The organism is Methanolobus sp. ZRKC3 (assembly GCF_045291275.1).
Lineage (GTDB): Archaea > Halobacteriota > Methanosarcinia > Methanosarcinales > Methanosarcinaceae > Methanolobus.
Genome location: NZ_CP146982.1, coordinates 534,570 through 559,653 on the forward strand (window position 1 = coordinate 534,570; position 25,084 = coordinate 559,653).

Consider the following 25,084-nt stretch of genomic DNA (forward strand, 5'->3'; position numbering starts at 1 on the left):
TATTCTGGTGTATCTTGCTTAATTTTGTATATTTCACTTACAGGAAATTCTTTTTTGGATTTAATTTTTAGTCTTTTTGAAGTTACCCTTATAGTTTGATCAGGGTATGAAATTAATGCCCTCACGTCTCCAACCTTTCCCTCACATGAGCATTCAAGCTAAATGGTTTACCATCTTCAGCATTCTTCTTCATGTAGTGTAAAGTACACTACAAAAAGCAGTCTGTTATGTGGAGCTGTGCTTTATTGTTGAAAACTAGGGAGCTTGTTCAGTATCTTGTTGAGAAAAGGGGGACTATTGATTTTAGTAAGCCTGATTTTAGTGTTGAAAGGCAGGATTCAGATGATATTAGGCAGAAGATACTGAGTTTCTGGATGTTCATCTAATGGAAAAGATGGAAATGCGGAGAAGGTGTTGAAAAAATAAAGAGAAAGCAATTTACTTTCTCAATTATCATATTTCCCTCCTCAAAAAAAATACAAGAAACAAACGGAAAATGAACCTTGTGTCCCTCATAACATATCCCTTAGTTCAATGTCCTGTCAAAGAATGTAACCATCTGCCAGTAAGCATCCTCGGCTTCAAAACTCTGTGACAGCTGGCCATTCTCAAGCATGAAACCATGTGGTTGACCCTGATATACCTTCAATTCAAAGTATTTGCCGGCAGTATCCAGTTCAGTGCAATATCTGTAGATATCCGATATATTGCTGGCCTGGTCATTCGTCCCGTGGATTACCAGCATGGGGGCATCAAGCCCTTCAATCACGTCAGCAGGTGCAGCCGGTCGTTTCTCATCTCCTCCTGAATATGGGAAACCATACCATGCGACCCCGGAATTGAATTCCTTGATTTCAGGAAGCAAGAGCATGGTATATCTTCCACCTGCACAGAAGCCTGTCAGTCCGAGAAGATTGGTATCCACATCAGGCATTGTTCCGGCATAGTCTACAGAATCCCTTATCAGCTGTTCTACAACTTCATCAGATGGAGATGTCTCAAAGGTCTGCCACTCAGGAGCCACTACCACATACCCTTCAGAGGCCAGCCTGTCGATGAGTTCTACATATCCCGGTTCCATTCCTCTGAATGAGTGTATGAGGACTATTGTAGGCTTTCTGTCTTCGGTTGTGGGTGCTGCTACGTACGTCGGATAACTTAGGTTAGCGCTAGTAATTACTACTTCCTTCCCTTCTACCTGGAATTCTCTTGATCCGGTTAGGTCTTCAGTGTTATCTGTCCCGTCATTGGCAACTTCATTTGTATCGTTGACACAACCGGATAAACTAACAAAGAATATCATTAACAGACAAATTAGTAAATGTCTCATTTTAACCCCAGATAAAATTAAGATTCGATCTTATTTTTACTATGCGCCTGGCTATAACAATATAGAAAAGTTTGAAAGGGCCAGATTTATGAATGTCAAAAAATATAAATCATGTGAATGAATTTATCAGGGATCAGTCCTAATGGTGAACTATCATATCAAAAGCAATTCATCAGGCACACATATTTGTAAATGAGAAAAGAACTGAAGCTGCTACGCCAACAGAGATTTAGTTAGTATAACTGTTTCCTAAGATGGCAATAAAACATAATTAGTTAAAATTATAAGAGTTCCGTTTTTTGACTTATGTAAGGGCCTAAAGAGAGGGCGGCGTTTCAGATTGTATTGAAAAGCCGCACTCATATGTTGCTAATACCCTCCGTGAGCGTTCAAAACATCCGTCGTTTCACGGTGGCTATCGCTTCCTGATCACCCACTTTGGCGTTCAAAATATGCTTTAGAAGCCCTCGAAGACGTTGATGCTACGATCAGGCGAGATCGAAGCGGTCAAGGTTCATTACCTTGTTCCACACCGCTACAAAGTCGTGCAGGAACTTCTCCTGGGAATCCTCACATCCGTAGACTTCCGCCAAGGCCCGGAGTTGGGAGTTCGAACCGAAGATGAGGTCGACACGAGTGCCAGTCCACTTGAGTTCGCCTGTTGTGCGATCATGGCCCTCGAACACATCGTCCGAGGTTGCCTTCCACTCCGTGCTCATGTCGAGCAGATTCACGAAAAAGCCATTGGTGAGCGTCTCCGGCCGCTTGGTGAAAACGCCGTGCTGGGACTGTTCGAAGTTGGCATTCAAGACGCGCATACCGCCTATGAGAGCCGTCATCTCGGGAGCGGTCAGTGTCAGCAGTTGCGCCCGATCCACCAGCAGTTTCTCTGCCGATACAGCGCATTTGGTTTTCTGGTAGTTGCGGAACCCGTCTGCTTTCGGCTCGAGCACACCGAATGACACAACGTCGGTTTGCTCATCTGACGCATCCGTGCGTCCCGGCGTGAAGGGAACGGTCACATCGTGACCGGCATTCTTTGCCGCTTGCTCGATACCTGCATATCCACCCAGGACGATCAAGTCGGCAAGCGAAACCTTCTTCCCGTCTGACTGAGCGTTGTTGAACTCCTTTTGGATTCCCTCAAGGGTCTCAAGCACAGTCGCAAGTTGTTCAGGCTGATTGACTTTCCAATCTTTTTGTGGCGCAAGACGAATGCGTCCCCCGTTCGCCCCGCCACGCTTGTCGGAGCCGCGGAACGTGGACGCCGATGCCCAAGCGGTTGAGACCAGTTGAGAGACAGACAGTCCCGAGGCAAGGATCTTGCTCTTGAGGTCTGCGATATCCTGTTCGCCGATCAGCTCATGATCCACTTCAGGAACCGGATCCTGCCAGATCAGTTCTTCTTCCGGGACCTCCGGGCCGAGATAGCGCGAGCGGGGCCCCATGTCGCGGTGAGTCAGCTTGAACCAGGCGCGGGCGAAGGCATCCACAAACTCTTCCGGGTTCTCATGAAAGCGTTTCGCAATCGGTTTATAAATCGGATCCATTCTCAGCGAGAGATCCGCAGTGGTCATTATGGGTGGTTGTCGTTTGGACGGATCGTGGGCGCCCAGTACGGCCTTCGATGCAGCCGGATCGGAGGGAATCCACTGGTAGGCTCCGGCAGGGCTTTTGACCAGATTCCAATCGTAGCCGAACAGAGTATCGAAATAACCCATGTCCCATTTGGTCGGGGTTGGGTTCCAGGCGCCTTCAATGCCGCTGCTGATCGTATCGTCGCCCTTGCCGCTGCCGAAGCTGCTCTTCCAGCCGAGTCCCTGCTCTTCGATGGGGGCGCCCTCTGGCTCGGGTCCCACATGTGCCGCATCGCCAGCGCCATGGCACTTGCCAAAGGTGTGCCCACCGGCGACCAAGGCAACGGTCTCTTCGTCGTTCATGGCCATGCGTGCGAAGGTCTCTCGAACGTCATGGCCGGAGGCTACTGCATTCGGTTCACCGTTCGGTCCTTCCGGGTTCACGTAGATGAGGCCCATCTGCACGGCGGCAAGAGGATTTTCGAGCTCCCGGTCACCGGAGTAACGCTTGTCGTCAAGCCACTCGCTCTCGGTTCCCCAGTAAATATCCTCTTCCGGCTCCCATATGTCTTCGCGCCCGCCGCCGAAGCCGAAGGTCTTGAATCCCATGGACTCAAGCGCGCAGTTGCCGGCGAGGATCATCAGGTCGGCCCAAGAGATCTTTCTTCCGTATTTTTGCTTGATCGGCCAGAGCAAACGGCGGGCCTTGTCGAGGTTCACATTGTCGGGCCAGCTGTTCAGCGGCGCAAAGCGCTGGTTCCCAGCCCCTCCGCCCCCACGTCCATCTCCCATGCGGTAGGTACCTGCGCTATGCCATGCCATCCGGATGAAGAGTCCCCCGTAGTGACCATAATCGGCCGGCCACCAGTCCTGCGAGTCGGTCATCAGCGCATAGAGGTCCTTTTTCAGAGCATCCAGGTCGAGTTTCTTGAATTCCTCAGCGTAGTTGAACTCTTCGCCCATAGGATTGGACTTGGAGGAATGCTGGTGCAGAATGTTAAGATTCAATTGATTCGGCCACCAGTCCCGGTTCGACGTGCCACCGCTGGCAGTGGATTTCATTGCTGGGTTCTTGCTATCTTCATTCATAATGTTGTCTCCTTTCATTGTTTGAATTTATGCACCGTGCTGCTATGAATATCGTGCTTCGGTGCCCATCTTTCTAATTAACGTTAGCGGACTTATCGATTGATTTTGGTGACAATGGGAGATTTGAAAGATCGCTGGAAGAACGTCGCACCTTTTTTGAGCGTAAAACCTGGGGCGGCTGTCAGGCTATTCTGATCATCAGCGACCGGGATTCCAAAGGCAGTAGCTAAAACCTTTGGGTCTTTCTCATTTGTATCACTCAATTTTGTTTCCCCATTATTGAATTTTAAAATAAATAATATGATCTAGTTCTCCCACAGCCAAGGATACGAAGTATGAACTAAAGCTTATTGTTAATACTATTCAGTAACTCTTAATCTTCGAGTTTATCATGTTCAAACAATCAATACCCCCAATTGTATGACACAAAATTTATGCTTATATACTATTTATTTATTTTGCAGATTGAATTATATGTGAAAAATGTTTTAATAGCTGTAGTGTCCAATATTATCTGGGAGCTGTAAAATGACTGAAGATGCTATTATTGAGGCGAATGATTCAAACTGGGATGAATTGATAGAGAACCAGGAAAAACCAATGGTTGTTATGTTCTATCTTCCTTCATGTAGTCATTGTAAGGAGATCGAACCATATTTCAAGGAGTATTCCAACGAATTCAAGGATTCATGCAGGTTTGTGATGATGAATGGTCTGGTAAGTCCCAGAACCGCAATGAGATATGGGATAAGGGGAACTCCAACTTTCAAATTCTTCTGTCATGGTCAGGCAATAAAGGAAGAAGTAGGTGTGGTGTATCCATCGATACTCAGGAAATCCATAGAGGATCTTATAAGAAATGGGGAGGAATGCGTGCTGCACAGTACTCCTCTGCCAGATGAGATATCACCCTACGAATAAATCTTTAATCAATTGATGCAGCCACATTTTTTCCAGTTGCTCTTAGCTTAGTCTTTGTCACAGCATGAACAGGTAAACTTTAAGAATAGGTTCATATCTCTTTCATAGCATGAATCATGACTGCAATACCAAGGGGCCAGATTTTTTACCACTGATAAATCCTCCGGAAAAGGATAAAAGATCCCTGGAATATTGTTTTGCATTCATGGGCCGTAGCCTGCTTCTTATATGTGAGAACAACTCTTTGCGTCTGCCTCTGACAGAGGATCTTGAGAACATTGATGCCAATATTATTGGGAAGCAGTATCTTGGTGAATACGGTGAATGCTCATGTTTTTCCTTTGAACTGGAGCACAGCTCATTTGAAAATGATAGTGTCCGATTCCATGAACTGCGCAAACTCACTGGTATCCTTGATGATCCTATAGCTTCATTGGCAGCAAGGGCTGTACATGTCATGGAATGGGACAGGAAAACTCGCTTCTGCGGTTTCTGTGGTTCAAAGACAGAACAGAGAGCAAATGAGCGAGCAAAGGAATGTCCTGAATGTGGTTTGCTCTTCTTCCCCAAGATATCACCTGCTATTATCGTTATGATAGAAAAGGAAGACAAACTTCTCATGGCAAGATCCCCGTATTTTCCAGAAGGCATATATGGCTTAATTGCCGGATTTGTCGAACCTGGAGAGTCAATTGAAGAGGCAGTTGTGCGCGAGGTCTATGAGGAGGTTGGAATTTCCATAAAGGATATCGAATACTTTGGAAGCCAGCCATGGCCGTATCCAGATTCATTGATGATAAGGTTCACTGCAAAATATTCAGGTGGTGAGATCTGCATCGATAACGTTGAGATCGAAGATGCAGGCTGGTTCACAATGGATGAGATGCCAAGCGTACCAGGTACCAGTAGCATTTCAGGACAACTGGTGGAATATTTCCTTCAGAAACACAGATTGGATAAGTGAATGTAGGTAGTTGATAAGTGAATACAGATAACTGAATACAACTTTCTTCCACATTCTTTTTTTTGTATATCTCTATTTTCAATATCATGCGCACCAATTTGTACTTACGCTCAACTTATTTTGCTCATCGGACGCAAAGATAATATACTTCATCAATAAAATGCATACTTATAGTAGGTGAGTGGCATGAGAGTAAAAATAGTTCATTCTGGCATAATTTTATTGTTGATCATATTTGGATTTGCGAACACATGTAGTGCTTTATCCTATTCAGGCGGGGGTGAATGGAGTTATTCTGATGATATCACGATAATGGAAAACTCAGGACAGAAACTTGTGGATTACCAGGTCTTAATCCTTCTTAACAGTTCAAACTTCGATTTTAACAAAGCACAGGATTCAGGTCGTGACATTCGCTTCGAATCCGGGGAAAAACAGCTGAAATACTGGATAGAGGAATGGGATTCGCAAAATGGTGAAGCACGTATATGGGTAAAGGTTCCCTCTATAGCTGCATCCGGAAGTACTAAAATAAAGATGTACTATGGAAATCCTCTTGCAACCGGGGATGTCAGTGGTGCCAGTACATTTCTTTTCTTTGATGATTTTAGTGGTTCCAGCGTGGGTTTTGGTAACTGGGATTCTTTCTACACAGGTGGGGGAGAGATAAAAGTTAGCAATGGTGTTGTCAGGCTGATAGTTCCAAAGTTCCATCCTGAAGATGTTTCCAGTATAAAGTCCGAGGACGCTTACCCTGTAAATTCCATGTTCGTTGTAAGTAGAAAGAAGGTCACCACCGGAACCGATAGCCGTGGTCCAATAATTGAACAGGGTTTTGTCGATCCGCAGAAACAGACCAAGAACATGGTTCTTGTGCATACTGAACTGGAAGAAGAAGCCAAAGTAACATGGATCTTTAAAAACCAGAAGAGTGATGCAAGGTATTTCCCAAAGGACCTGACATCTCTCAATGAACCGGAAGATAACTGGTACACCACAGGTGTTGCCTGGTATATGGAAGATGAACTTGGCAAGGTAGCATTCTTCAAGAATGGCATACGTGACGGTAAAATGGACCTCGCAGCCACAGAGGAGATGAACTACATTCCTGTCAGCGACATGAAGGTATATCTGTTTGCCAGTACTTTCTCCGATAATTCAGATAACACAGGCTACGCAGCTTTCGATTATGCCTATGTGCGTAAGTTCGTTTCCGAAGAACCCACTGTAGTTTTCGGAGAACGTACAGAAGCAGATGTGAGTGAAGAGACTCCGGCACCTGTAAAGATAAACATCACGCCATCAGGTGATAGATTATCTTCGATACGAATCTTCGATACCGAAATAGATGATGATTCTGCAATTGCCGACCTGAAAAATAGTGGGATAAATACCGTAATGCTCAGGGTGGATGAAGGGAATATCTGGAGCCTTGAAAGTTTTGTAAAAACCGCACATGAAAATGACATGCAGGTTTATGCCATGGTCTTTAATGATCCAGAGGAAGCTTTTACAGAAGATACTTCCAAACTCAAATCTAACATTGCTACAATACTTGATTATAACAATAAGTCCCTTGCAGGATTCGATGGTATTCTTCTTTCACTGAATCCATGCAGTGATGATCCATTGGAATCATGTGAAGAAAATCTTCTCCTGCTTGCCGATATCAGGGAGATGACATCCGGAGGATTAGCCATTTCAGTTGATGTACCTGCTGACTATGACCGGTCTTTCCTCGGGGATATCTCGGATGATGTGGATCTTTTCATTCTTCTGACATATGATACAGAAGGAGAAAGATTGATAACAACAAATGATATTGTGGATTCCATTGCTTCAAAGATGGGTGAGATAAGGGCAGCTGATGGAAAGGCAGTGATAGAGATTGCGGTAAATGATGACTTCATGACATCAGCAGATGTGCAGAACCTGCTGGAAGAGCTTCAGGATTACTATTCGGAAGATGGAGCATACATTGGCACTTCTCTGGTAGTATATGATGAATACCTCCAGTATTCAGATACGCCTGCAGAAACTGAAGAGGACCGGTCTACACCTGCATTTACTGGTATCTTAGCCACTCTTGGCTTACTGGGTGCAGTGCTGGTGTTGAAGAAAAGGTGATGTGAGGATTCTCACATCACTTTACAGCATCAATCCTTGAAAAGTTCCCTTAGATACCTGTCTCTGGAATTTAAAAAATCCTTTGTAATAATATAATGGTCAGTGTCTTCATACTCGATGTTCTCTATACATTGGCCATTGAAGTTCAGTATTTTTGCTCCGGGATGTGCCATCAATATGGGGGAGTGGGTGGCAATAATAAATTGTGCTTTTCCACTGCTTTCAAGATCATGTATTACCTTGAGCAAAGCCATTTGTCTTAAAGGCGAAAGGGCAGCTTCAGGCTCATCCAGAAGGTAGATCCCATTTTTGCCGAATCGATTAGTGAAGAGTGATAGAAAAGCTTCTCCATGAGACTGCTGGTGAAGTGACTTTCCACCATAATACTGAAGAGAATCAGGTCCAAGATCATCTATATGCGATGCAAAATCATAGAACGTTTCAGCTCTTAGGAAAAAACCGTTCGTAACTTTTGGCATCCATGATAAACGAAGATACTCGCCAAGTGCCGAGCCTGACATACCAAGTTCGAAATGATTGTGCCTGCCGCCACCTGCTGTATTGAATCCTGTCTGATATGCGATGGCTTCTAGAAGGGTAGATTTTCCAGTACCGTTCTCGCCAACAAAAAATGTAACACTGTTTTTAAGATCGAGTTTATCAAGATTCCTTATTGAAGGAATGCAAAAAGGATAATCTTCAAAAACATCTGAAGGAATATCCTTTAATGAAAGTTCTCTTAGAAACATTTGTAAATTAAAGAGGAAGGATCAAACCTGCTCTTCCTCTGATTTTCTTTTCTCAAGGATATCAACAGCCATGTCCCTGAGCTTGAACTTCTGGATCTTTCCGCTTGCTGTAAGCGGATATTCATCTACTATGAACACATGTTTTGGTACCTTGTATCGTGCTATTCTGGATATGCTGAAATCACGTATATCCTCTTCAGTGATGTCACTGTTTTCTTCGATAACCACGAAGGCACCTACGATCTCTCCGTATTTCTCGTCAGGGATACCGACAACCTGTACATTTTTGATGCCTGGCATTGTGAAAAGGAACTCCTCTATCTCTCGTGGATAGATATTCTCGCCACCACGGATGATCATATCCTTAATGCGGCCTGTGATGCGGTAGAATCCATCTTCATCCACTGTTGCAAGATCACCGCTGTGTAGCCATCCATCTTCATCGATAGCCTTTGCAGTCATATCCTCCATCTTGTAGTACCCTTTCATCACATTGTATCCGCGACAGCATATCTCACCCTGCTCGCCCGGAGCGACAATTTCCCCGGTATCGGGGTTTACAACCTTGACATCGATCTCAGGTAGTGATGACCCTACGGTACTGACACGGCGCTCGATGGCATCATCGGTACTTGTCTGGGTGAAAACAGGTGATGCTTCTGTAAGTCCATATGCGATGGTGATGTCCTTGCAGTGCATATCTTCAATTACCTTTTTCATTGCCTCGATCGGACATGGTGAGCCAGCCATTATACCTGTACGCAGTGATGAGAGATCGAACATCTTGAACATTGGGTGGCTGAATTCTGCTATGAACATGGTAGGTACGCCATAAAGGGCAGTACATTTCTCTTTCTGCACAGCAGCCAGTACCATGAGCGGGTCAAAAAGCTCAAGCATCACAAGAGTGCCGGCATGAGTTAAGGTTGCAAGTACTCCCAAAACTATGCCGAAACAGTGGAACAAAGGTACCGGAAGACATAACCTGTCCTCTTCAGTGAACTTCTGCCTCTCTCCGATATAGTATCCGTTGTTCAGGATGTTGTGATGTGTGAGCATTACACCTTTCGGGAAACCTGTTGTACCGGATGTGTACTGCATGTTGATAACATCATGACGATCCAGAGTTGGCTTGATCTCTTCCAGCCTGTCATCGTCCACGTGTCCTCCCAGCAGCAGTAGTTCACGGCTGTTGTACATTCCACGGTGCTTCTCCTGTCCGATAAAGATCACATTTTTCAGATGAGGGAACTTCTCGCTGCGCAGGTTATCCCTGCTTTGGGTCTTAAGCTCCGGTACCAATTCGTTTATGGTATCGATATAGCTGACGTCCCTGAAACCATCTATTATCGCAATGGCTTTCATGTCTGCCTGCTTCAGTACATATTCAACTTCGTGTATCTTGTAGGCAGTGTTTATCGTCACAAGCACAACACCTATCTTGGCGGTTGCAAACATGAAAGTGAGCCAGTCAGGTACATTTGTAGCCCATATACCTACGTGGTCACCTTTGGATATGCCGATCTCCAGAAGTCCCTTTGCCAGATTGTTAACACGTTCATCGAACTGACTATAGCTGAACCTGAGCTCCCTGTCAGGATATACTATAAAATCACGGCCAGGATCTTTTCTGACCTGCTTTTCGAAAAATTCACCAATGGTATCGTTTGTAAAAGGCATTAATATCAAACTTCCTATTATCTTACCAATTCACTCTGCATCTACAAAGTGCTCTTTAAGTGACTCTTTTATTTGATCTGGAATGCTTTTTGATCTCTTCTCGATGAAATCATAATGGACTATAACAGTCTGTCCTTTAGCTCCCATTTTTCCATTTTGCCATGCTTCCTGTCCAATGGTGAATGAGGAATTGCCTATCCTTACGATGTAAGTGTGTATCTCTACATCTTCTCCATAAAACATCTCGCCGACATAATCATACTCGGCTCTGGCCATTATGAGTTTCCAGTTATCGTAATCGAGCTTCAGGTCAGGTGTGAATAACCTGAATATGGGATTCCTTGCCTGCTCGAACCAGATAGCAATGGCAATATTGTTGGCATGCTTTAAGCCGTCAATATCTCCGAACCTGGGAGTTACGGTTGTTTTGAACATACTATCGTCCGTTATCAGAAAGGTGTATGTAGAACAGCGAGGATCTGCGCATCTTCGCCAACAGCATGGAGGTGATGTGAAACTACAGAGTCGTAGTATATGCTGTCACCTGTACTGAGGATGTACTTCTCCTTTCCATATATTATTTCGATATCACCTTTCAGTACGTAGATGAACTCTTCACCTTCATGTGATGAAGCATTGATCTCATCTGTCTTTGGTGGATAAACGTCAATGATAAAAGCTTCCATATTCCTGTCTGCCTTATTGGAAGCAAGAGAAAAGAAATCCAGTGTACTGTTCTCACATTTATCACAGTTGCCTGAGAACCTTATAACTTTGTCCGATGTACCGTTTTTGACAACAACAGGGGCATTTTGAGGTGCATCATCAAGGAAGGTTCCAAGCCTCACTCCCAAAGCACGTGCGATCTGTAGCAGGGGTGTGAGAGATGGTACCAGAGCTCCTTTCTCGATATTTTCTATCATTTCCACACTGGTCTTACTGGCATCTGCCAGCTCTTCCACAGACATATCCTCATTTTCTCGTATTTGCTGTATTTTTCTACCTACTGTGTTAACTTCGGACATAGTGCTCTCCTCATCTGGATTTAATGAATATGTTGTTTCCTATGATATTTTTATTTAAAAAGATATCCATTTGACAGGCTCTCTCCAATGTGAATGGCAAGCAATCTATTTACAAAAAGACTACTGTAAAAAAAGTGATAGTGATATTGTTGAAGAATTAATTACTGTTTTCAGTAAAGGATGGCAATTCCACATGTACTTTGGTACCGACATTCTCTTCGCTTTCTATCCAGAGTTTTCCACCGTGGTCTTCCGCTATCCTCTTGCACATGTTCAAACCAATTCCTGTGCCACTATATTTTCTGGAGAGGGAGCCATCGACCTGATAGAAGCTATCAAAGGTCTTACGAATCATATTCTGTGGGATGCCGATTCCCGTGTCCTCAACAATAAAGTGTACATTTTTGTTCTCGTTAACACCTGTAATCGAAATTTTTCCAGTGGAAGATGTAAATTTGAATGCATTATCTATCAGGTGCAAAAATAATTCAGTGAGATAATTAGTGTCCCCATTGATGGTGTACATTTCATCCTGGATATTCAGTTCAACACCAATTCTCTTGTCCCTGTTCTCCAGGATGATTATGTTCAATGTTTTCTCAATAATAGGACTTACTTTTATTGGATCAAATTCATAACTGAATTGTTTGGCATTCAGTGAACTCATGAAGATAAGGGATTCAATTAGACGCTTCAATTGTCCTGAACTGTGGAACACAGTATCCATTGCTTTTTTCTGTTCAGCATTCAGGGTACCCAGGGTTCCGTCTGCTACAAGCTCACTAAAACCAAGTATGGGAATTAATGGTGTTTTCAACTCATGGCTAATTCTTGAAAGGAAGTTGCTTTTTAGTTCATCGAGTGACTTGAGCTCATCGTTGGCTATGGAAAGTTCTATGTTCACTTCACCAAGTTGCTCTGCATATTTGTTCAGGTTCTCTTCAGCTTCTTTACGTTTGATCAAACTGTACATTCCCTGCATCAATAATGTCAGTTGCCGTACATCTGATTGGTTATATTCCTCGACCTTATTACCGACGCCGGCAATTCCGATGACCTTACCTGCATCCATAATTGGAATATTCATGTGACGCTTAATGTGGACATGACCTGCAGGATATCCCCTTTTTAAGGGATTTGGAGATTCGAAATTATTTGTGATGATTGGTTTGCGCTGTCTGACAGCCTCACCCCAGATGCCTGCTTTGCTGAGCTCATAGACGATCTTTCTATCTTTTATCCTGCACTCTTTCATTGCTTCTGTTGACCATGCAACCATTATAAGCGAATTAGTTTCTTCATCAAAGAATGCAAGATATCCGACCTTGCTCTGTGTTAGCCGTATTGCTTCTTCAAGTGCAAAGTCTTCTATTTCATTTGTAGAGAGATCTGACATCTGATTCAGTTTCTGGATAGCTTCCAGCCTTGACTCATCAAGCAGAAGGGCTTTTTCGACCTTTTTCCTTTCAGTGATATCGTTCATCACAATGATGACCTGTTCTGTTGTGACCGCAAAGTGGAATTCAACATTCCTGACACTACCATCCTTGCATTTAAAAATCCATTCTCTGCTGATATTTGTTTCTTCAATTCCTTCGATTCTCTTTTTAGTGTATTCCATGTCAGGAGATGCGTTTAGCCACCATTGTTTCATGGTGTGAATATCGTGCATTGTGTACCCAAAGGTATCAATGAAATTCCTGTTGGCATACTCGATATTTCCTTCAAGATCAATTATGACAATAGGGGCAGGTGAGTTTTCCAGGATTTTTTCGAACTTTTCCTCACTTTTTCTGGCGTATTCTTCGGCTTTCTTAAGGTTAGTGACATCCTGGGCTACCTCAAGGCGCACCTTACGTCCGTCAGGCCACCTGATAATTCTGTCAGTGGCTGCAAATCCTGATTCCATAAAGGAGTTATAATAACTCCATTGGTGACTTCCATTCTTATTTTTCAGTATGCTGTCATTGGTACAGAACTCACAAGGGCTGTCAAAGTTTCTGAAAGCTTCATAGCACTTTTTGCCCAGAGGTACACTGCCTATCCTTTCCCTGAGGTACTTGTTAGCATACAGAACTTCATAAGTACACGGATCTGCCACGTAAATGATCTCATCGATACTATCAAAAATAGATAAAAGCTGTTCCCTTTCAAGTTTGAGTTGTTCTGAATCTTTTTTCCTGTTGAGGGCTGCTACAAACATTTGTGCCAGTACAGTCATTAAGCGAACTGAGTTCTCAGACCATTCTCTTTTGGTCCTGATATTATCAAGACCCAATAGGCCCATCACATCATCCTTGTAGACCATGGGGATAACAATAAGAGATTTTACCTCCCTGTTGATCATCATCTCTTTTTCATATCCATTCATCTGGTCCAGTAGGTGTTCAACATTTGGCACACGAAGAGCGTTCAAACCGGAAAGCTTTTTTGTAAACTCAGGAATTGATCTTGTAGGAATATTTTGCATCTTTTCCTTTTGAGTTTCGATTCCATCTGCACACCATTCATGGGTATTACTGATGTTTGCCTTATCGTCTGAAAACAAAAATATATAGCTTCGGTCGATATCCAGGAACTTGCTTATTTTCTCAAGAGCCTTGTTTATACCGTCATCTATATTCTCAGGTTCAAGTGAGAGGAAATTAATAGAAATATCTGATATAAGACTCTCAAAATGAAGCTGGTGACTAAGACTTTCTTCCTTATCGTGTAAAGACCTGGCAACCTGATTTTCTTTAAGGGCCATTCCCAGGGAATTTGCGAACATCTCAAGAGCATTGATGTCTTCCTCTTGCCATTTCCCTGCATCAAAAACATTGTCAAATCCTACAAAGCCCGAAAGTTTTCCATTGACGTGTAGCGGAAGGGAAAGCACGGATCTGATGTCCTGTTTTTCCAGAATATTTCTTTCAGCCAAGGCTTCAGGAGGCAACAGTCTAATGTCAGGGATCTGGATGATCTCTTTTGCTTCCAGCTTTGCTATCCACCATGGGAATATTGCTTTAGCCAGACCTCGAAGATTAGTTTTTTGTGGTTCAATACCGTCAGCACACCATTCGTATACATTGTCCATTACTTCTTCATCTTCCCTGAAGAAGAAAACGTAGCTTCTGCTTGCATTGAAAAGATGACCTAAAGTTTCTAATGCATCATCGATGGTGGTATCAAGGTCAGTGGAATAAGCAAAATTAGTGGATAATCTGGAAAGGTTAGCTTCAATCTCATACTTGCGTAACAGGTTTTCGTCTGTCTTTTTCTTTTCACTGATGTGAAATGCAAGTGCAGTGTTCGCCCTTGATATTTCTTTTCCATGTGTATAGAATAGAAATGAAATGAGAAAAAGAAACGTCATCCAGACAATAGTATTATTGAAAATAAAAATATGAAGTGCTGTTATAATGATTAATAAGATTAGTAAAGAGGATATCTTCGATATGCCTTTGTTTTTAGAAAAGTACATTTTTTCGTATCCTTTTGAAACTAATGTAATTTATAAGGAATAATGTATTGTAGGCTTGTTTCACATTTTTCGTGTACGTGTTGTTTCGTTTTAATGGTATTTAGGTTTACGTGAGAATCATTCTTTCTATATTATATTATTAGGTCAATTAAAGCTATGCTTTTCGGTAGACCTTCGATAAAAAATAATAACTTATTCAGTAATTGCACCATCAAACAAGTGTTCAGCATTATTCTTTACGCTTAAAATTGATATGAAAAGTTTAATGATCGATGGTCACTTAAGGCTGTTAAAATAATATTTTAGATCTGCTTTGTCTTTAGCAGGTAGCTGATGATGCCTTATACCTTTAATAGCACCTTCAATAGCGTACAGTTTATTGATGCAGGCGTTCTCATCAACAAGCTTTATCCTTTCAAATGCAGCCTTGGTTCCAATATTTCTGAGATTGTCAATATTATTCACGCCAATCTGCCTGAGCTGTTCATCAAGTTTCTTGCCGATGTTTGGAAGTTCTTGTAGTTCACTCAATTTATCCACCTCTCTATTTATTGATTGGTGGACACGATTTATAAATTATCCAAAAAAAGTGGCAGATATTGATGCTGGAAAAAAGGAAAGAAAAAGAATAAATGAATGTTGATAGCAGAGCATTAAGGAAGACTGCTATCAGAGTCACTATTTTCCGGATACTCAAAGATCAGCTCCAGAACACCGTTCTTATATATTGAAACAAGTGTTCCAGGATCCACTTCTGCTGGTAGTTCCACATATTCAGAATAACCCATGCCGTCCTCTATGACGGTTATGTCCACATGGGTACTTGATGGATGGAATTCTATGCAGCTTTCGTCTACTGATAGGTCAGCGATGACATATATCCGGTCTCCGGTCTGCTGTACTTCAATGAATGGTTCAGCCTGGCTGATATAGATGTTGTCATCATCTTCATAGTAATGGGAAGACTCAGGATCTTCCTGGCTGAAACCAAAGATAGCCGGTTTTTTTCCGGGTTGGTTAATGATCGTGAAACCCTGTATTATGGTTTTTTCAGGATTTCCGTCGATGCCATCTTCGAACATTTCAAGTATATGTTCGATAAGTTCATCTACCGTTTCTATCCTCTTTCTATTGGACTCATCGTCATTTCCATGACGTTTGTTGTTGTCCATCATAAGATCTCCTCTATTATAATTCTGTGTTCCTTCCTTATATTACTATCCTTAAACCCCAATGCTATGCTCCTCAATGGATTGTTTTATACTATACGAACAAGTTGTATAAAAAGACTCCGTGTCCTGCAATATTACATTTTCAAAACTAAGAGTATTCCCAATCAATTATTTATTTGTGTATTGAGTTTAGTGCACTATATTACAACATGAGGAATTATCATGATCCCAAAGGAACTACCATTTACAAAAGAGAAGATCACAGAAGTGATAAATGAATTTCCAACTCCATTTCATATCTATGACGAAAAGAACATCATTGCCAATGCAAGAAAAATGAAGAAAGCTTTCAGCATTGTCAACGGATTCAAGGAATATTTTGCTGTAAAGGCTTTACCCAATCCTTATATCATGAAGATCCTCAAAAAGGAAGGTTTTGGGGCTGATTGCAGTTCCCTTCCAGAACTTCTGCTTGCCGAGCAAACAGGCATAGTTGGTGAGGATATAATGTTCAGTTCCAATGATACACCTGCAGAGGAGTTTGTCAAGGCGAAGGAACTTGGTGCTATCATAAATCTTGATGATATAAGCCATATTGATTTCCTTGAGGAAACAGCAGGAATGCCTGAACTCGTTTGTTGCAGATACAATCCCGGACCATTGAAAGAGGGTAATGCCATCATAGGAAATCCAGAAGAAGCTAAATATGGTTTTACCAGGGAGCAGCTCTTTGAAGGGTACAGGCTCATGAAGGAAAAGGGAGTCAAACGCTTTGGTCTTCACACCATGGTAGCATCAAACGAACTGGATCCTACGTATTTTATTGAGACTGCAAGGATACTGTTCGAACTCATAGCAGAACTCTCAGCAGAGCTGGACATCAAATTCGATTTCGTGAATCTAGGTGGCGGCATAGGTATTCCATACAAACCAGAACAGGAGCCTGTGCCCTATGATGTGATTGCTAAAGGTGTTAAAGAGGTATACGATGAACATATCGTGGCCAAGGGTCTGCATCCTCTCAGTATATATCTTGAGTGTGGCCGTGTCATAACAGGACCTTATGGTTATCTAATAACAACTGTAAGGCATCTTAAACATATCTACAAGGATTATGTGGGTACTGATGCGTGCATGGCTAACCTGATGCGCCCCGGTCTTTATGGTGCATATCATCATATCACAGTCCTTGGAAAGGAAAAGGCAGAGAACACTCATCTCTATGATGTGACAGGATCCCTCTGTGAGAACAACGACAAGTTTGCCATTGACAGGATGCTTCCTGAGGTGGAAAGTGGCGATATTCTGGCAATCCACGATTCAGGTGCACATGGCCATGCAATGGGTTTTAACTACAACGGTAAACTCAGGTCCGCAGAGATCCTGCTCAGGGAAGATGGTAGCTTCGTACAAATAAGAAGGGCTGAGACCATTGAAGACCACTTTGCGACCCTGGATTTCGAGGGACTTAAAAGCTTCGAGTAAATAATGCCCGTTATTTCAAGGAATAGTGATATGTGTTTGTATCCTGTGACAGGGATACATCTTTTTTAATTTTAAGAGCACACCACCGCTCCATGTATTTTTCACCCCACTGGCAAAGAGCTTCCAGTACCAGGATGATGTTCTTCCCTAAATCGGTCAATAGTACTCAACTCGGGGTAATATCTTCGGATGCATCTAACGTCTGATCAGACCGTCCTTTTCAAGTTCACGGAGTTGTTTTGTGAACATCCTAGTAGGGATGTCTGGAAGAGTCTGCTGGAGATTTCTATAACGTAGTACTTCTTCCTTTAATTGGCAAAGGATGGGTGGTTTTCATTTCCCTCCTATGACATCAAGGGTAGCTTCCACAGGGCAATTGCATTAACGCTTATTCTGTATGGTCGTTTTTTACTTACTATGAAATTATCTACTATACTTTTTGTTAGTTGCTATCATTGTTGACTGCATGATTATAAGTATAGTTCCAGTGTATCTGGTAGTTTGAAACTATCTGAAATTATTAATTAAAATAGAAGGAAATGATCTAAATGAAAGTAGTAGCTTTTGTAGGAAGTCCAAGGAAGAATGGAAATACGGATGTATTGGTTCAGCAGGTACTCGATGGTGCTGTAGAAGCAGGAGCAGATGTTGAAAAATTCTACATAAACGACATGGATTTCAAAGGCTGTCAGGGCTGTGGGTACTGCAGAAACACAGAGATCTGCAAACTTGACGATGATATGACCAAAGCCTATGATGCCATCAAAAATGCTGATGGTGTCGTTTTCGGATCCCCAATCTACTTCTTCCAGATGACAGGTCAGATGAGACTCTTTTTAGATCGTTGCTATGCACTTTTGAACAACGACCACACGCCACGTATCGATTCAGGAAAGAAGGCTGTCATAGTAGGTGCACAGGGTGCTCCTGATGCTGCAGCTTTTACCGGGGTGTATGAGGAATTCTCAAACGTATTAAAGCAGTTCATGGGAATGGATGTGAAGGACACCATCGTGGATGTAGGACACCATGCTCCTGGTGAAGCAAAGGAAAATACGGAACTCATGGAGCAGGCAAAGAGCGCTGGAATCAACCTTTTTGAGTGAAGCTTTAAGTAGCTTCACATCAAATTCTTTTTTGTTAAATTATTAATGGGAATGGGGTTTAACATGGAAGTTTTAGAAGCTATTCACACACGAAGAAGTATCAGGAAATACACAGACGAACCGATATCTGACGAAACAGTAAAAGAGTTACTCTCTGCTGCCATGAGTGCGCCTTCAGCGGTGAACGAACAGACATGGGTATTTGTGGTGATCGATGACCGCAAGCTGCTGGACAAGATTCCAGAGTATAGTCCTTATGCAGCCATGACTCTTGAAGCTCCCCTTGCAATCCTTGTTTGTGGGGATACAAGTCAGGAAAAAATTCCCGGCTTCTGGGTGGAGGAATGCTCGGCAGCTACCCAGAACCTTTTGCTTGCGGCTCATGCACTGGGTCTTGGGGCTGTATGGACAGGTTGCTATCCTATGGAAGATCGTGTTGAAGGCTTCAGAAAAGCGTTCGCACTTCCAGAACATGTGATTCCTCTGGGGCTGGTGGTGATAGGTCATCCTGACCAGGAAGTCGCTCCAGAAGATAGGTACAGTGAGGCTAAGGTCTATCATAACAGGTACGAGTAAACATAAGCATGAAGTTGTGAACATGGAAGAAGTTAATTTCCATGTTTTCTTTACATCATTTTTAATTGTTTGAATCTATATTTTCATGATTACCATGGAACTCGAAACCAATAATCGTGTTGAGCTGATTGACATAACCGATATGGTACAACAGACCGTAAAGGACAGTGCTGTGCAGAACGGGATATGTGTCATCAGCACGAAACACACCACCACATCGATAATTGTCAATGAGAATGAATTTGGTCTTCGTGCTGACATCCTTAAATATCTGGCGAGGTTGGTGCCAAAGGGTGCAGAATATTCTCATGACAGAATAGATAACAATGCTGATGCCCACTTAAAAGCAGTTCTTCTGGTGTAGTGAAAGCATTCCCCTAGTTGCTGGGGAAGTTCTGCTTGGTACGTGACAAAGCATATTCTTTGCAGAATATTAATAATTTTGGGTATATTCCTAGCTTTCAGTCTTATTTTCATTGTAAAGTAATATGGCAAATCTCTTTATATACTAATATCGAAAATGATTATTATTCATAGATTGATATAATATTCTCTATGCTCTAAGATTGAAGGGTTTTAGTCTGGACTTGGAAGAGATTCTTGATAGTGGCATTGGCAAGCCAATTAATTCTCTCATCCATCCCCTGTTCATGATATTAAATTTACCTCCTTCCAACACCAGTCAAATTTCTACACTATGGGGAAACGGAACAAATTTTCACTTTTCCCCACACCTGTACAATCCAGCCCAAAAACAATTTTCCCTTCACCCAACAATGACTGCATGATTAAGGGAACAATCTTGTGTGCTGTGTTAAATGGTGCTCACATGCTCGTATCAAGATAGCAATTTTATATGCCTCCTGTAGTATCATTAGGTTCCGTCTGAACCATTCCTCCATATAGATACGACAGAGAGAAGGTATAAAACTCTTCTATTTTGAGGCTCTGTAGAGATTCTCGTTTTAACAATAAAAATAATCTTGAAATCCTCTCAATAAGCCTTTCCCCTCCCCCACCCCCTCTCCCCCATACCCCCTCACCCCCTTTTTTTCACTGGAGCCTCCATAGTAACGACTTCTCCCCCCTCATCATTCCAATCAGAATAAAAAAATTGAGTATTTTTTGCCTGGTATCCTCTGAATCCTGTCTTTCAAGAGCATAAGCAGGCTACTAAAATCAATACTCTTCCTTTTCCCAACAATGTACTGAGCCAATTCTCTAGCTTTTAACAACAAGGCATAGCTCCACATAACAGATTGCTTCTTGTAGGCTACCTTTTTATTCATCCAATTATTGGGCTCTGTAGAAATCCTCAATATTCGGGCAACAATCTGATTTAAAAATATTATCTAATGTGTTGCACGATATCGGATTATAATCTGAATTCCAATCGATGGATGTTGATTTTGATATGTTTTCTACAGAGCCCGAAAAAGACCGTTACTTATACTGTTTTTAGAATCTCATTAGTTACAATAAAAAGTCACTGGACATCTCGAAAAAGAATACTACATGGGGTTCTGTCCTGTTGCTGAAAGCAAGAGAGTAAAGCCATCAACTAACTATATGATGTAAAAATAGAAAGCCCAGTGGAAGAGCCGATATCGGATATGAATATCATCCTATCTGTGTCAGGGATATTCCTTATTCCCCTCATCAGGCCTCTCTTTCAATGGAAAAGGAAATTTTTTCAAGGACCCGGTGATATTTCTCCACCAGTCCGTATCGGTCGTCTGCGCCAATGAAGATATCTGCAAGCTCGTAGCTGTAGCTGTCCTGCATCTGGAGCTCTGAGAGTTGCTGCCCCTCCCTGACATGCGGATTGATGATGGTGCCCGGTATTTCTCTTGCAATTGATGCGATTTCCTCCCGGGAAGGAACCTTTACCACTTTTCCGGGTTCAAAGGTTCTGTGCATAAATTTTGCGGCATAATTGAACTGTCCGTGTCGTCCGAGTGGATCAGGTTTCCTGCCAAGAGCGATCAGTAGCATAACCCGGTGGTGGGAGACGCCGTGCACTTTTTCAAAAAGGTCCGCGTGCGACTGAGAGATTCTCGGGTTGATTTCCAGCAAATAGACCTCATTGCGAGAGGGATCGTAGAAAAATTCCGCATTGAATACCGAATGGTCCAACCCTATGTGCTTAATAACCCGCCGGCATACCCCGGCCATCCGATCCTGCACTCTATCTGGGAGGGAAGAGGGGTATTCATAGCGTGAAAACGAAGAGAAGTGTTGGTCCCGGATCGAATCAACAACGCCGTAGATAACCACATCACCGTTGAAGACATAGCCTTCAAGTGTACACTGATGCCCGGAGAGCGTTTTCTCAACAAGACAGCTTTCCCTCATGTATGCAATCTCAGGCGGCATATTGTATCTTTTCAGCAGATAGAGGAATGGTTCGTGGAGAAAATTGATCATTTCACGTATTTCGTGGATGTGTTCACGGAACTGTTCCTTGGTGGTGATCCTAAACGCTAGAAATGACCGGAATGATCTGAATGGCTTGATCCAGAACGGAAGCTCCATCCTGATCGAGGCGAAGGGGTCGTCATCAAAGGGGTCAAACGCACAGAATGCCGGGATGTGACGAGGGATGACCTGCTGTTGTTCAAGCCGACTCCAGTATTTGTGCTGGCATTTGAGGATACTCTCCAGACTTGGCCCTGGCACCCCAAAAGTTTCGGCAAGGATAGGGACAAGGTCCGTGCCGGGGAAATCAAAGTAGCTGACAACGGCATGGATGCCGCCAGGAGTGGCTTTAATCCGGTGCTCAGCAGTAGCAATCAGTGCATCCATATCGTACCGTGGCACGTTCCGGATATCGTTGATATCAAGAGCGGCATGAAAGTCGATTCTGCTGCTTCAGGGAGCCTCCGCAATTTTTCGAGATTGAATGAATCCATACCCACGACAAACACGTTCTGTTTCATACTGACGCTCCTCTTCGGAAAAGAAAGGGCTGCTTTTTGACCTTTAAATGGCTATGCTCTGCTTGAAGCTGAATGCTTAAGAGCTATCAATACGGTTGGACTTGATGCTCATGTAGGATTCTTACATGAAATGAATCCAAGTAAGAACAGCCTTGCTTATGATTTCCAAGAGCCTTTTAGATTCCTTGTTGATCTTACAGTAATCAGTCTGATAGATTCACAGAAGATGGATAATAAGGATTTCATCAGGACTGAGAGTTATTCTCTTAGATTGAAACCAACAGGAGCAAAGAAGCTTACTGAAGAGTTCAATAACTGGATGAATAAGAAGGTAACTTATCAAAGAAGATTAATGATATGTAGTTATGTTCTACTTTTGAAAACAAGAGAATTAGCTCAATTCCTGAATGGTAAAAAGAGAAAGATTGATTTTAAGACTCCTTCGTACAAGATTGAAAGACAGGATACTGATGAGATTAGGAAGAAGATTATCGCTATTAGTTATACTGAATGGAAGGATATGGGATTTTCTAAGGGTACATTGCATCAATTGATTGAGATTGGATGAAGTATGGAACCTTTATTGCACATATATTAAAAATTAATAAATAAAAGATGGAAAGCACTTCTGCCATCCAGCTTTTTAACAACTATTTATTCCAGTTCTCTTCTCTGGAAAAGTACAAATGCTATTCCCACTATTCCCACCACACTCGCAGTTATCAGAGGATTTGCAGTTGGACATGGATATGGTGCTTCTGTATCGTCATCCTCCTTGAAAGGATCAGTTTCACCGGGGTCTACTTTTCCATTTGCATTTTTATCCTCAGAACCATCTATTACTCCGCCATTATCGGTATCAGGGTCTAATTCTGCTCTTTTCCCATCTCCGTCCACATCTGGTTTTCTTACATCACTTACGTCAAAGATATCATTAATAAATGTGTAACTCTGAATTTCTATCTTATCTGGCAAGCAATCATCATCTGTATTTATATCATTAATATCAGTTTTAAATCTCATTTCTTCATCAAAATCAACAATACCATCATTATCAGTATCCTTAGTTAGAGATGCTTCATCAGATCGTGTTGTGGCTCCTGAAGGAGGGACCCACACTTCATGTACTGGCAATGTATTGTATGCGAATGTGCCTTCGGTTCCGGTCCATGGATCTATCACATGAACAAGTTGACCAGCATCATCATAACCATCAATTACGGTTGCATGCCATGTACCTGCTACATTACGTCTGAAAATAGGTTGACCATTGTCTATCCATGTTTTTATCTGAGCAAATGTAGGTTTGCCAGAAGGATTGCTGATTGTAGCACCGTTTAATGCCCAAGAGAACCCAGCTGTCGTCTCTGCAGGAAATATACCTCTGCCATGACCTAAATCATTCTCTGGAATTCCATCCCCTACACCTGGCCTTTCCTCAAGTATGTAATAAGACAATCGATCTTGACTTAGTTGACCTCCATAATGCGAATTTATCATTGAAATAGCCGCTCGTACACAATACCAATTATCATGCAAACAACCTCTAGTCACATGATCGACATCCCAAGCATGGTCTCCTGTTAAAGAATCGCCTTCAAGGCAAAGCATTCTTGTGTCCTTATGCTGTTGCTGCGCTGCAATACCTAAATCTGGATCAGAAGATGCTGCTTGAATTACACCCACGGTAAAAATTGTGATTTCTGTTTTATCTGACCACAACCATTTACTTTTCTCGTCACCTATGGCCTCAACTCTCCAAAAATAAGTTCCATCGGGTAGTGGAAACTCCGCTGTGAATTGAGCTTCAACTACATACGTTTCAATTTCTGGAGAACTAAAATCTTCATTGTTGTCTACTTGTAGTAAATATTGCTGAGCCCATTCTTCATCAAACCAGCCGAGTGTAATGATGTGGTCAGTAGTATGCGTTCCATTATCTGGATACATTAAAATAGGGCCTGATGGATCATCGGATACAGTAGCAGAAGATACTGGAACTACACTTATTAGCATACCTAAAACTACTAATATGCCTACAAATCTTAAATTTTTCATAAGCTTTTTACCCCCTCATTGCTATAGGAATTGTTTTTCTTAGAAAGACTATTTGCCGACACTATTTCTACAGAAAGTATACCAATTGCGAGTATACTTGCTTTCAATAGCGTTAACTGTTTTTTTACTCTTGATTCCTTTTAGTACTTCCAAAAAACCATATCATAGGTTTTTAGTAAAAATACGGTTTTAGTTAAAAATATACTTTTGGAAACAAAGTTTCAGAATAATATTTCTAAAAAAAGCAGTTTATGATTTTATCCTGACTCTGACTCTTGAGAGAGCAAGAGAGATTGGAATCAAGCATAGGAGTGCTTTGGCTTATTTGAAAAAAGCAAAGGAAGGAGATTTGAATTTTAAGGCTAGGAATGTGAAAAAATACATTGCCACATTAAGGATACAGTGAAATTCGACATCCACAGAGTCAAAATATCACAAAAGAGGTTTCAGTCTTCCAAAGATTATTGTTTTGAATTCCTTTTCCACTTCTCTGATGGTATCCGAGATATATGTGAGCTTTTCAGGATTCTTGGCAATTTCATCTAGGATTTCCGCTTCAACCCAGATCTTTGCGCTAAATTCATGCCCTCTTGGTTTTACCTCTACAAAGTAACGGGTCGAGCCGAGTGGTTCAAAAAATTCACGTAATTTAGACTTTATCTGCTTTTCCAATAGTGTTGAACGTTTCATAGTTCTGATTTCCTTTATTCATTTTATAGCGGTTTAGACAGGATTTCTACAGGGCCATGATTATACTCAATCAAATATACGCTGTGTAGAAACCCCTTTCTTCTTTTATTGAGAAGGAAAAAGTGCTGGAGCT

23 protein-coding genes and 1 pseudogene are annotated in these 25,084 nt (G+C 42.2%); 10 read left to right on the forward strand and 14 right to left on the reverse strand.

Annotation, left to right across the window (positions count from 1 at the left end; translation table 11 throughout):
• The first annotated feature begins 245 nt into the window (after positions 1-245).
• Positions 246-386, forward strand: coding sequence for a hypothetical protein (locus tag V7O66_RS02590; protein ID WP_406661432.1), 141 nt, complete (start codon positions 246-248; stop codon positions 384-386).
• 140 nt (positions 387-526) lie between these two features.
• On the opposite strand, the gene V7O66_RS02595 is transcribed toward V7O66_RS02590, so the two are convergent.
• Positions 527-1,330, reverse strand: coding sequence for a dienelactone hydrolase family protein (locus tag V7O66_RS02595; protein WP_406661433.1), 804 nt, complete (start codon positions 1,328-1,330; stop codon positions 527-529).
• Between the two features lie 488 nt (positions 1,331-1,818).
• The gene (katG, locus tag V7O66_RS02600; RefSeq protein WP_406661434.1) at positions 1,819-4,014 is read right to left on the reverse strand and encodes a catalase/peroxidase HPI; all 2,196 of its coding nucleotides are present in this window, start codon (positions 4,012-4,014) and stop codon (positions 1,819-1,821) included.
• Positions 4,015-4,524: 510 nt separating this feature from the next.
• Here katG and V7O66_RS02605 point away from each other — a divergent pair.
• The 3 genes from V7O66_RS02605 to V7O66_RS02615 all read left to right on the forward strand — a co-directional run bounded on the left by V7O66_RS02605 (position 4,525) and on the right by V7O66_RS02615 (position 8,008).
• A complete protein-coding gene (locus V7O66_RS02605; RefSeq protein ID WP_406661435.1) occupies positions 4,525-4,917 on the forward strand; it encodes a thioredoxin family protein in 393 nt (130 codons plus the stop codon).
• Positions 4,918-5,026: 109 nt separating this feature from the next.
• A complete protein-coding gene (gene nudC, locus V7O66_RS02610) occupies positions 5,027-5,881 on the forward strand; it encodes an NAD(+) diphosphatase (protein WP_406661436.1) in 855 nt (284 codons plus the stop codon).
• 186 nt (positions 5,882-6,067) lie between these two features.
• Complete coding sequence (locus tag V7O66_RS02615; protein ID WP_406661437.1) at positions 6,068-8,008, forward strand: DUF2341 domain-containing protein; 1,941 nt, start codon at positions 6,068-6,070, stop codon at positions 8,006-8,008.
• A gap of 29 nt (positions 8,009-8,037) precedes the next feature.
• Here V7O66_RS02615 and V7O66_RS02620 read toward each other — a convergent pair whose 3' ends face one another.
• From V7O66_RS02620 to V7O66_RS02650, 7 genes are all read right to left on the reverse strand, one after another.
• Complete coding sequence (locus V7O66_RS02620; protein ID WP_406661438.1) at positions 8,038-8,757, reverse strand: AAA family ATPase; 720 nt, start codon at positions 8,755-8,757, stop codon at positions 8,038-8,040.
• Between the two features lie 21 nt (positions 8,758-8,778).
• Entirely contained in the window at positions 8,779-10,437 is a 1,659-nt protein-coding gene (locus tag V7O66_RS02625; protein ID WP_406661439.1) for an AMP-binding protein, read from the reverse strand.
• A gap of 30 nt (positions 10,438-10,467) precedes the next feature.
• Positions 10,468-10,872 carry an acyl-CoA thioesterase gene (locus V7O66_RS02630; RefSeq protein WP_406661440.1) on the reverse strand — a complete coding sequence of 135 codons (405 nt, stop codon included), beginning with the start codon at positions 10,870-10,872 and terminating at the stop codon, positions 10,468-10,470.
• A 14-nt stretch (positions 10,873-10,886) separates the two neighbouring features.
• Complete coding sequence (locus tag V7O66_RS02635; RefSeq protein ID WP_406661441.1) at positions 10,887-11,462, reverse strand: helix-turn-helix domain-containing protein; 576 nt, start codon at positions 11,460-11,462, stop codon at positions 10,887-10,889.
• 157 nt (positions 11,463-11,619) lie between these two features.
• Entirely contained in the window at positions 11,620-14,817 is a 3,198-nt protein-coding gene (locus V7O66_RS02640; RefSeq protein WP_406661442.1) for a GAF domain-containing protein, read from the reverse strand.
• A gap of 384 nt (positions 14,818-15,201) precedes the next feature.
• Positions 15,202-15,456: a TfoX/Sxy family DNA transformation protein gene (locus V7O66_RS02645; protein ID WP_406661443.1), complete on the reverse strand. Its 255-nt coding sequence runs from the start codon at positions 15,454-15,456 to the stop codon at positions 15,202-15,204.
• A gap of 122 nt (positions 15,457-15,578) precedes the next feature.
• The gene (locus tag V7O66_RS02650) at positions 15,579-16,100 is read right to left on the reverse strand and encodes an Hsp20/alpha crystallin family protein (RefSeq protein ID WP_406661444.1); all 522 of its coding nucleotides are present in this window, start codon (positions 16,098-16,100) and stop codon (positions 15,579-15,581) included.
• Between the two features lie 219 nt (positions 16,101-16,319).
• On the opposite strand from V7O66_RS02650, the gene V7O66_RS02655 reads away from it, so the two are divergent.
• Positions 16,320-17,582 (forward strand): diaminopimelate decarboxylase family protein, encoded by a 1,263-nt coding sequence (locus tag V7O66_RS02655; protein ID WP_406661445.1) that lies wholly within the window; start codon positions 16,320-16,322, stop codon positions 17,580-17,582.
• Between the two features lie 195 nt (positions 17,583-17,777).
• On the opposite strand, the gene V7O66_RS02660 is transcribed toward V7O66_RS02655, so the two are convergent.
• Positions 17,778-17,906 (reverse strand): winged helix-turn-helix transcriptional regulator, encoded by a 129-nt coding sequence (locus tag V7O66_RS02660; RefSeq protein WP_406662542.1) that lies wholly within the window; start codon positions 17,904-17,906, stop codon positions 17,778-17,780.
• A gap of 224 nt (positions 17,907-18,130) precedes the next feature.
• Between V7O66_RS02660 and V7O66_RS02665 the strand changes: the two genes are divergently transcribed.
• The 3 genes from V7O66_RS02665 to V7O66_RS02675 all read left to right on the forward strand — a co-directional run bounded on the left by V7O66_RS02665 (position 18,131) and on the right by V7O66_RS02675 (position 19,628).
• Positions 18,131-18,688, forward strand: a complete 558-nt coding sequence (locus V7O66_RS02665; protein WP_406661446.1) for a flavodoxin family protein — start codon at positions 18,131-18,133, stop codon at positions 18,686-18,688.
• A gap of 63 nt (positions 18,689-18,751) precedes the next feature.
• Positions 18,752-19,264 carry a nitroreductase family protein gene (locus V7O66_RS02670; RefSeq protein ID WP_406661447.1) on the forward strand — a complete coding sequence of 171 codons (513 nt, stop codon included), beginning with the start codon at positions 18,752-18,754 and terminating at the stop codon, positions 19,262-19,264.
• 85 nt (positions 19,265-19,349) lie between these two features.
• A complete protein-coding gene (locus tag V7O66_RS02675; protein ID WP_406661448.1) occupies positions 19,350-19,628 on the forward strand; it encodes a secondary thiamine-phosphate synthase enzyme YjbQ in 279 nt (92 codons plus the stop codon).
• A gap of 1,295 nt (positions 19,629-20,923) precedes the next feature.
• On the opposite strand, the gene V7O66_RS02680 is transcribed toward V7O66_RS02675, so the two are convergent.
• A complete protein-coding gene (locus V7O66_RS02680; protein WP_406662701.1) occupies positions 20,924-21,259 on the reverse strand; it encodes a hypothetical protein in 336 nt (111 codons plus the stop codon).
• Positions 21,260-21,292: 33 nt separating this feature from the next.
• Positions 21,293-21,799 (reverse strand): annotated as a pseudogene (locus V7O66_RS02685) (acetyl-CoA carboxylase biotin carboxylase subunit family protein); the annotation flags it as partial.
• Positions 21,800-21,856: 57 nt separating this feature from the next.
• Between V7O66_RS02685 and V7O66_RS02690 the strand changes: the two are divergent.
• Together V7O66_RS02690 and cas1 are read left to right on the forward strand one after the other, a co-directional pair.
• The gene (locus V7O66_RS02690) at positions 21,857-22,243 is read left to right on the forward strand and encodes a hypothetical protein (RefSeq protein WP_406662703.1); all 387 of its coding nucleotides are present in this window, start codon (positions 21,857-21,859) and stop codon (positions 22,241-22,243) included.
• 18 nt (positions 22,244-22,261) lie between these two features.
• The gene (gene cas1, locus V7O66_RS02695) at positions 22,262-22,771 is read left to right on the forward strand and encodes a CRISPR-associated endonuclease Cas1 (protein WP_406662544.1); all 510 of its coding nucleotides are present in this window, start codon (positions 22,262-22,264) and stop codon (positions 22,769-22,771) included.
• An 86-nt stretch (positions 22,772-22,857) separates the two neighbouring features.
• Here the strand turns inward: cas1 and V7O66_RS02700 are convergent, their stop codons facing one another.
• Complete coding sequence (locus tag V7O66_RS02700; RefSeq protein WP_406661449.1) at positions 22,858-24,261, reverse strand: C39 family peptidase; 1,404 nt, start codon at positions 24,259-24,261, stop codon at positions 22,858-22,860.
• 432 nt (positions 24,262-24,693) lie between these two features.
• Positions 24,694-24,951 carry a hypothetical protein gene (locus V7O66_RS02705; protein ID WP_406661450.1) on the reverse strand — a complete coding sequence of 86 codons (258 nt, stop codon included), beginning with the start codon at positions 24,949-24,951 and terminating at the stop codon, positions 24,694-24,696.
• Between the last annotated feature and the right edge of the window lie 133 nt (positions 24,952-25,084).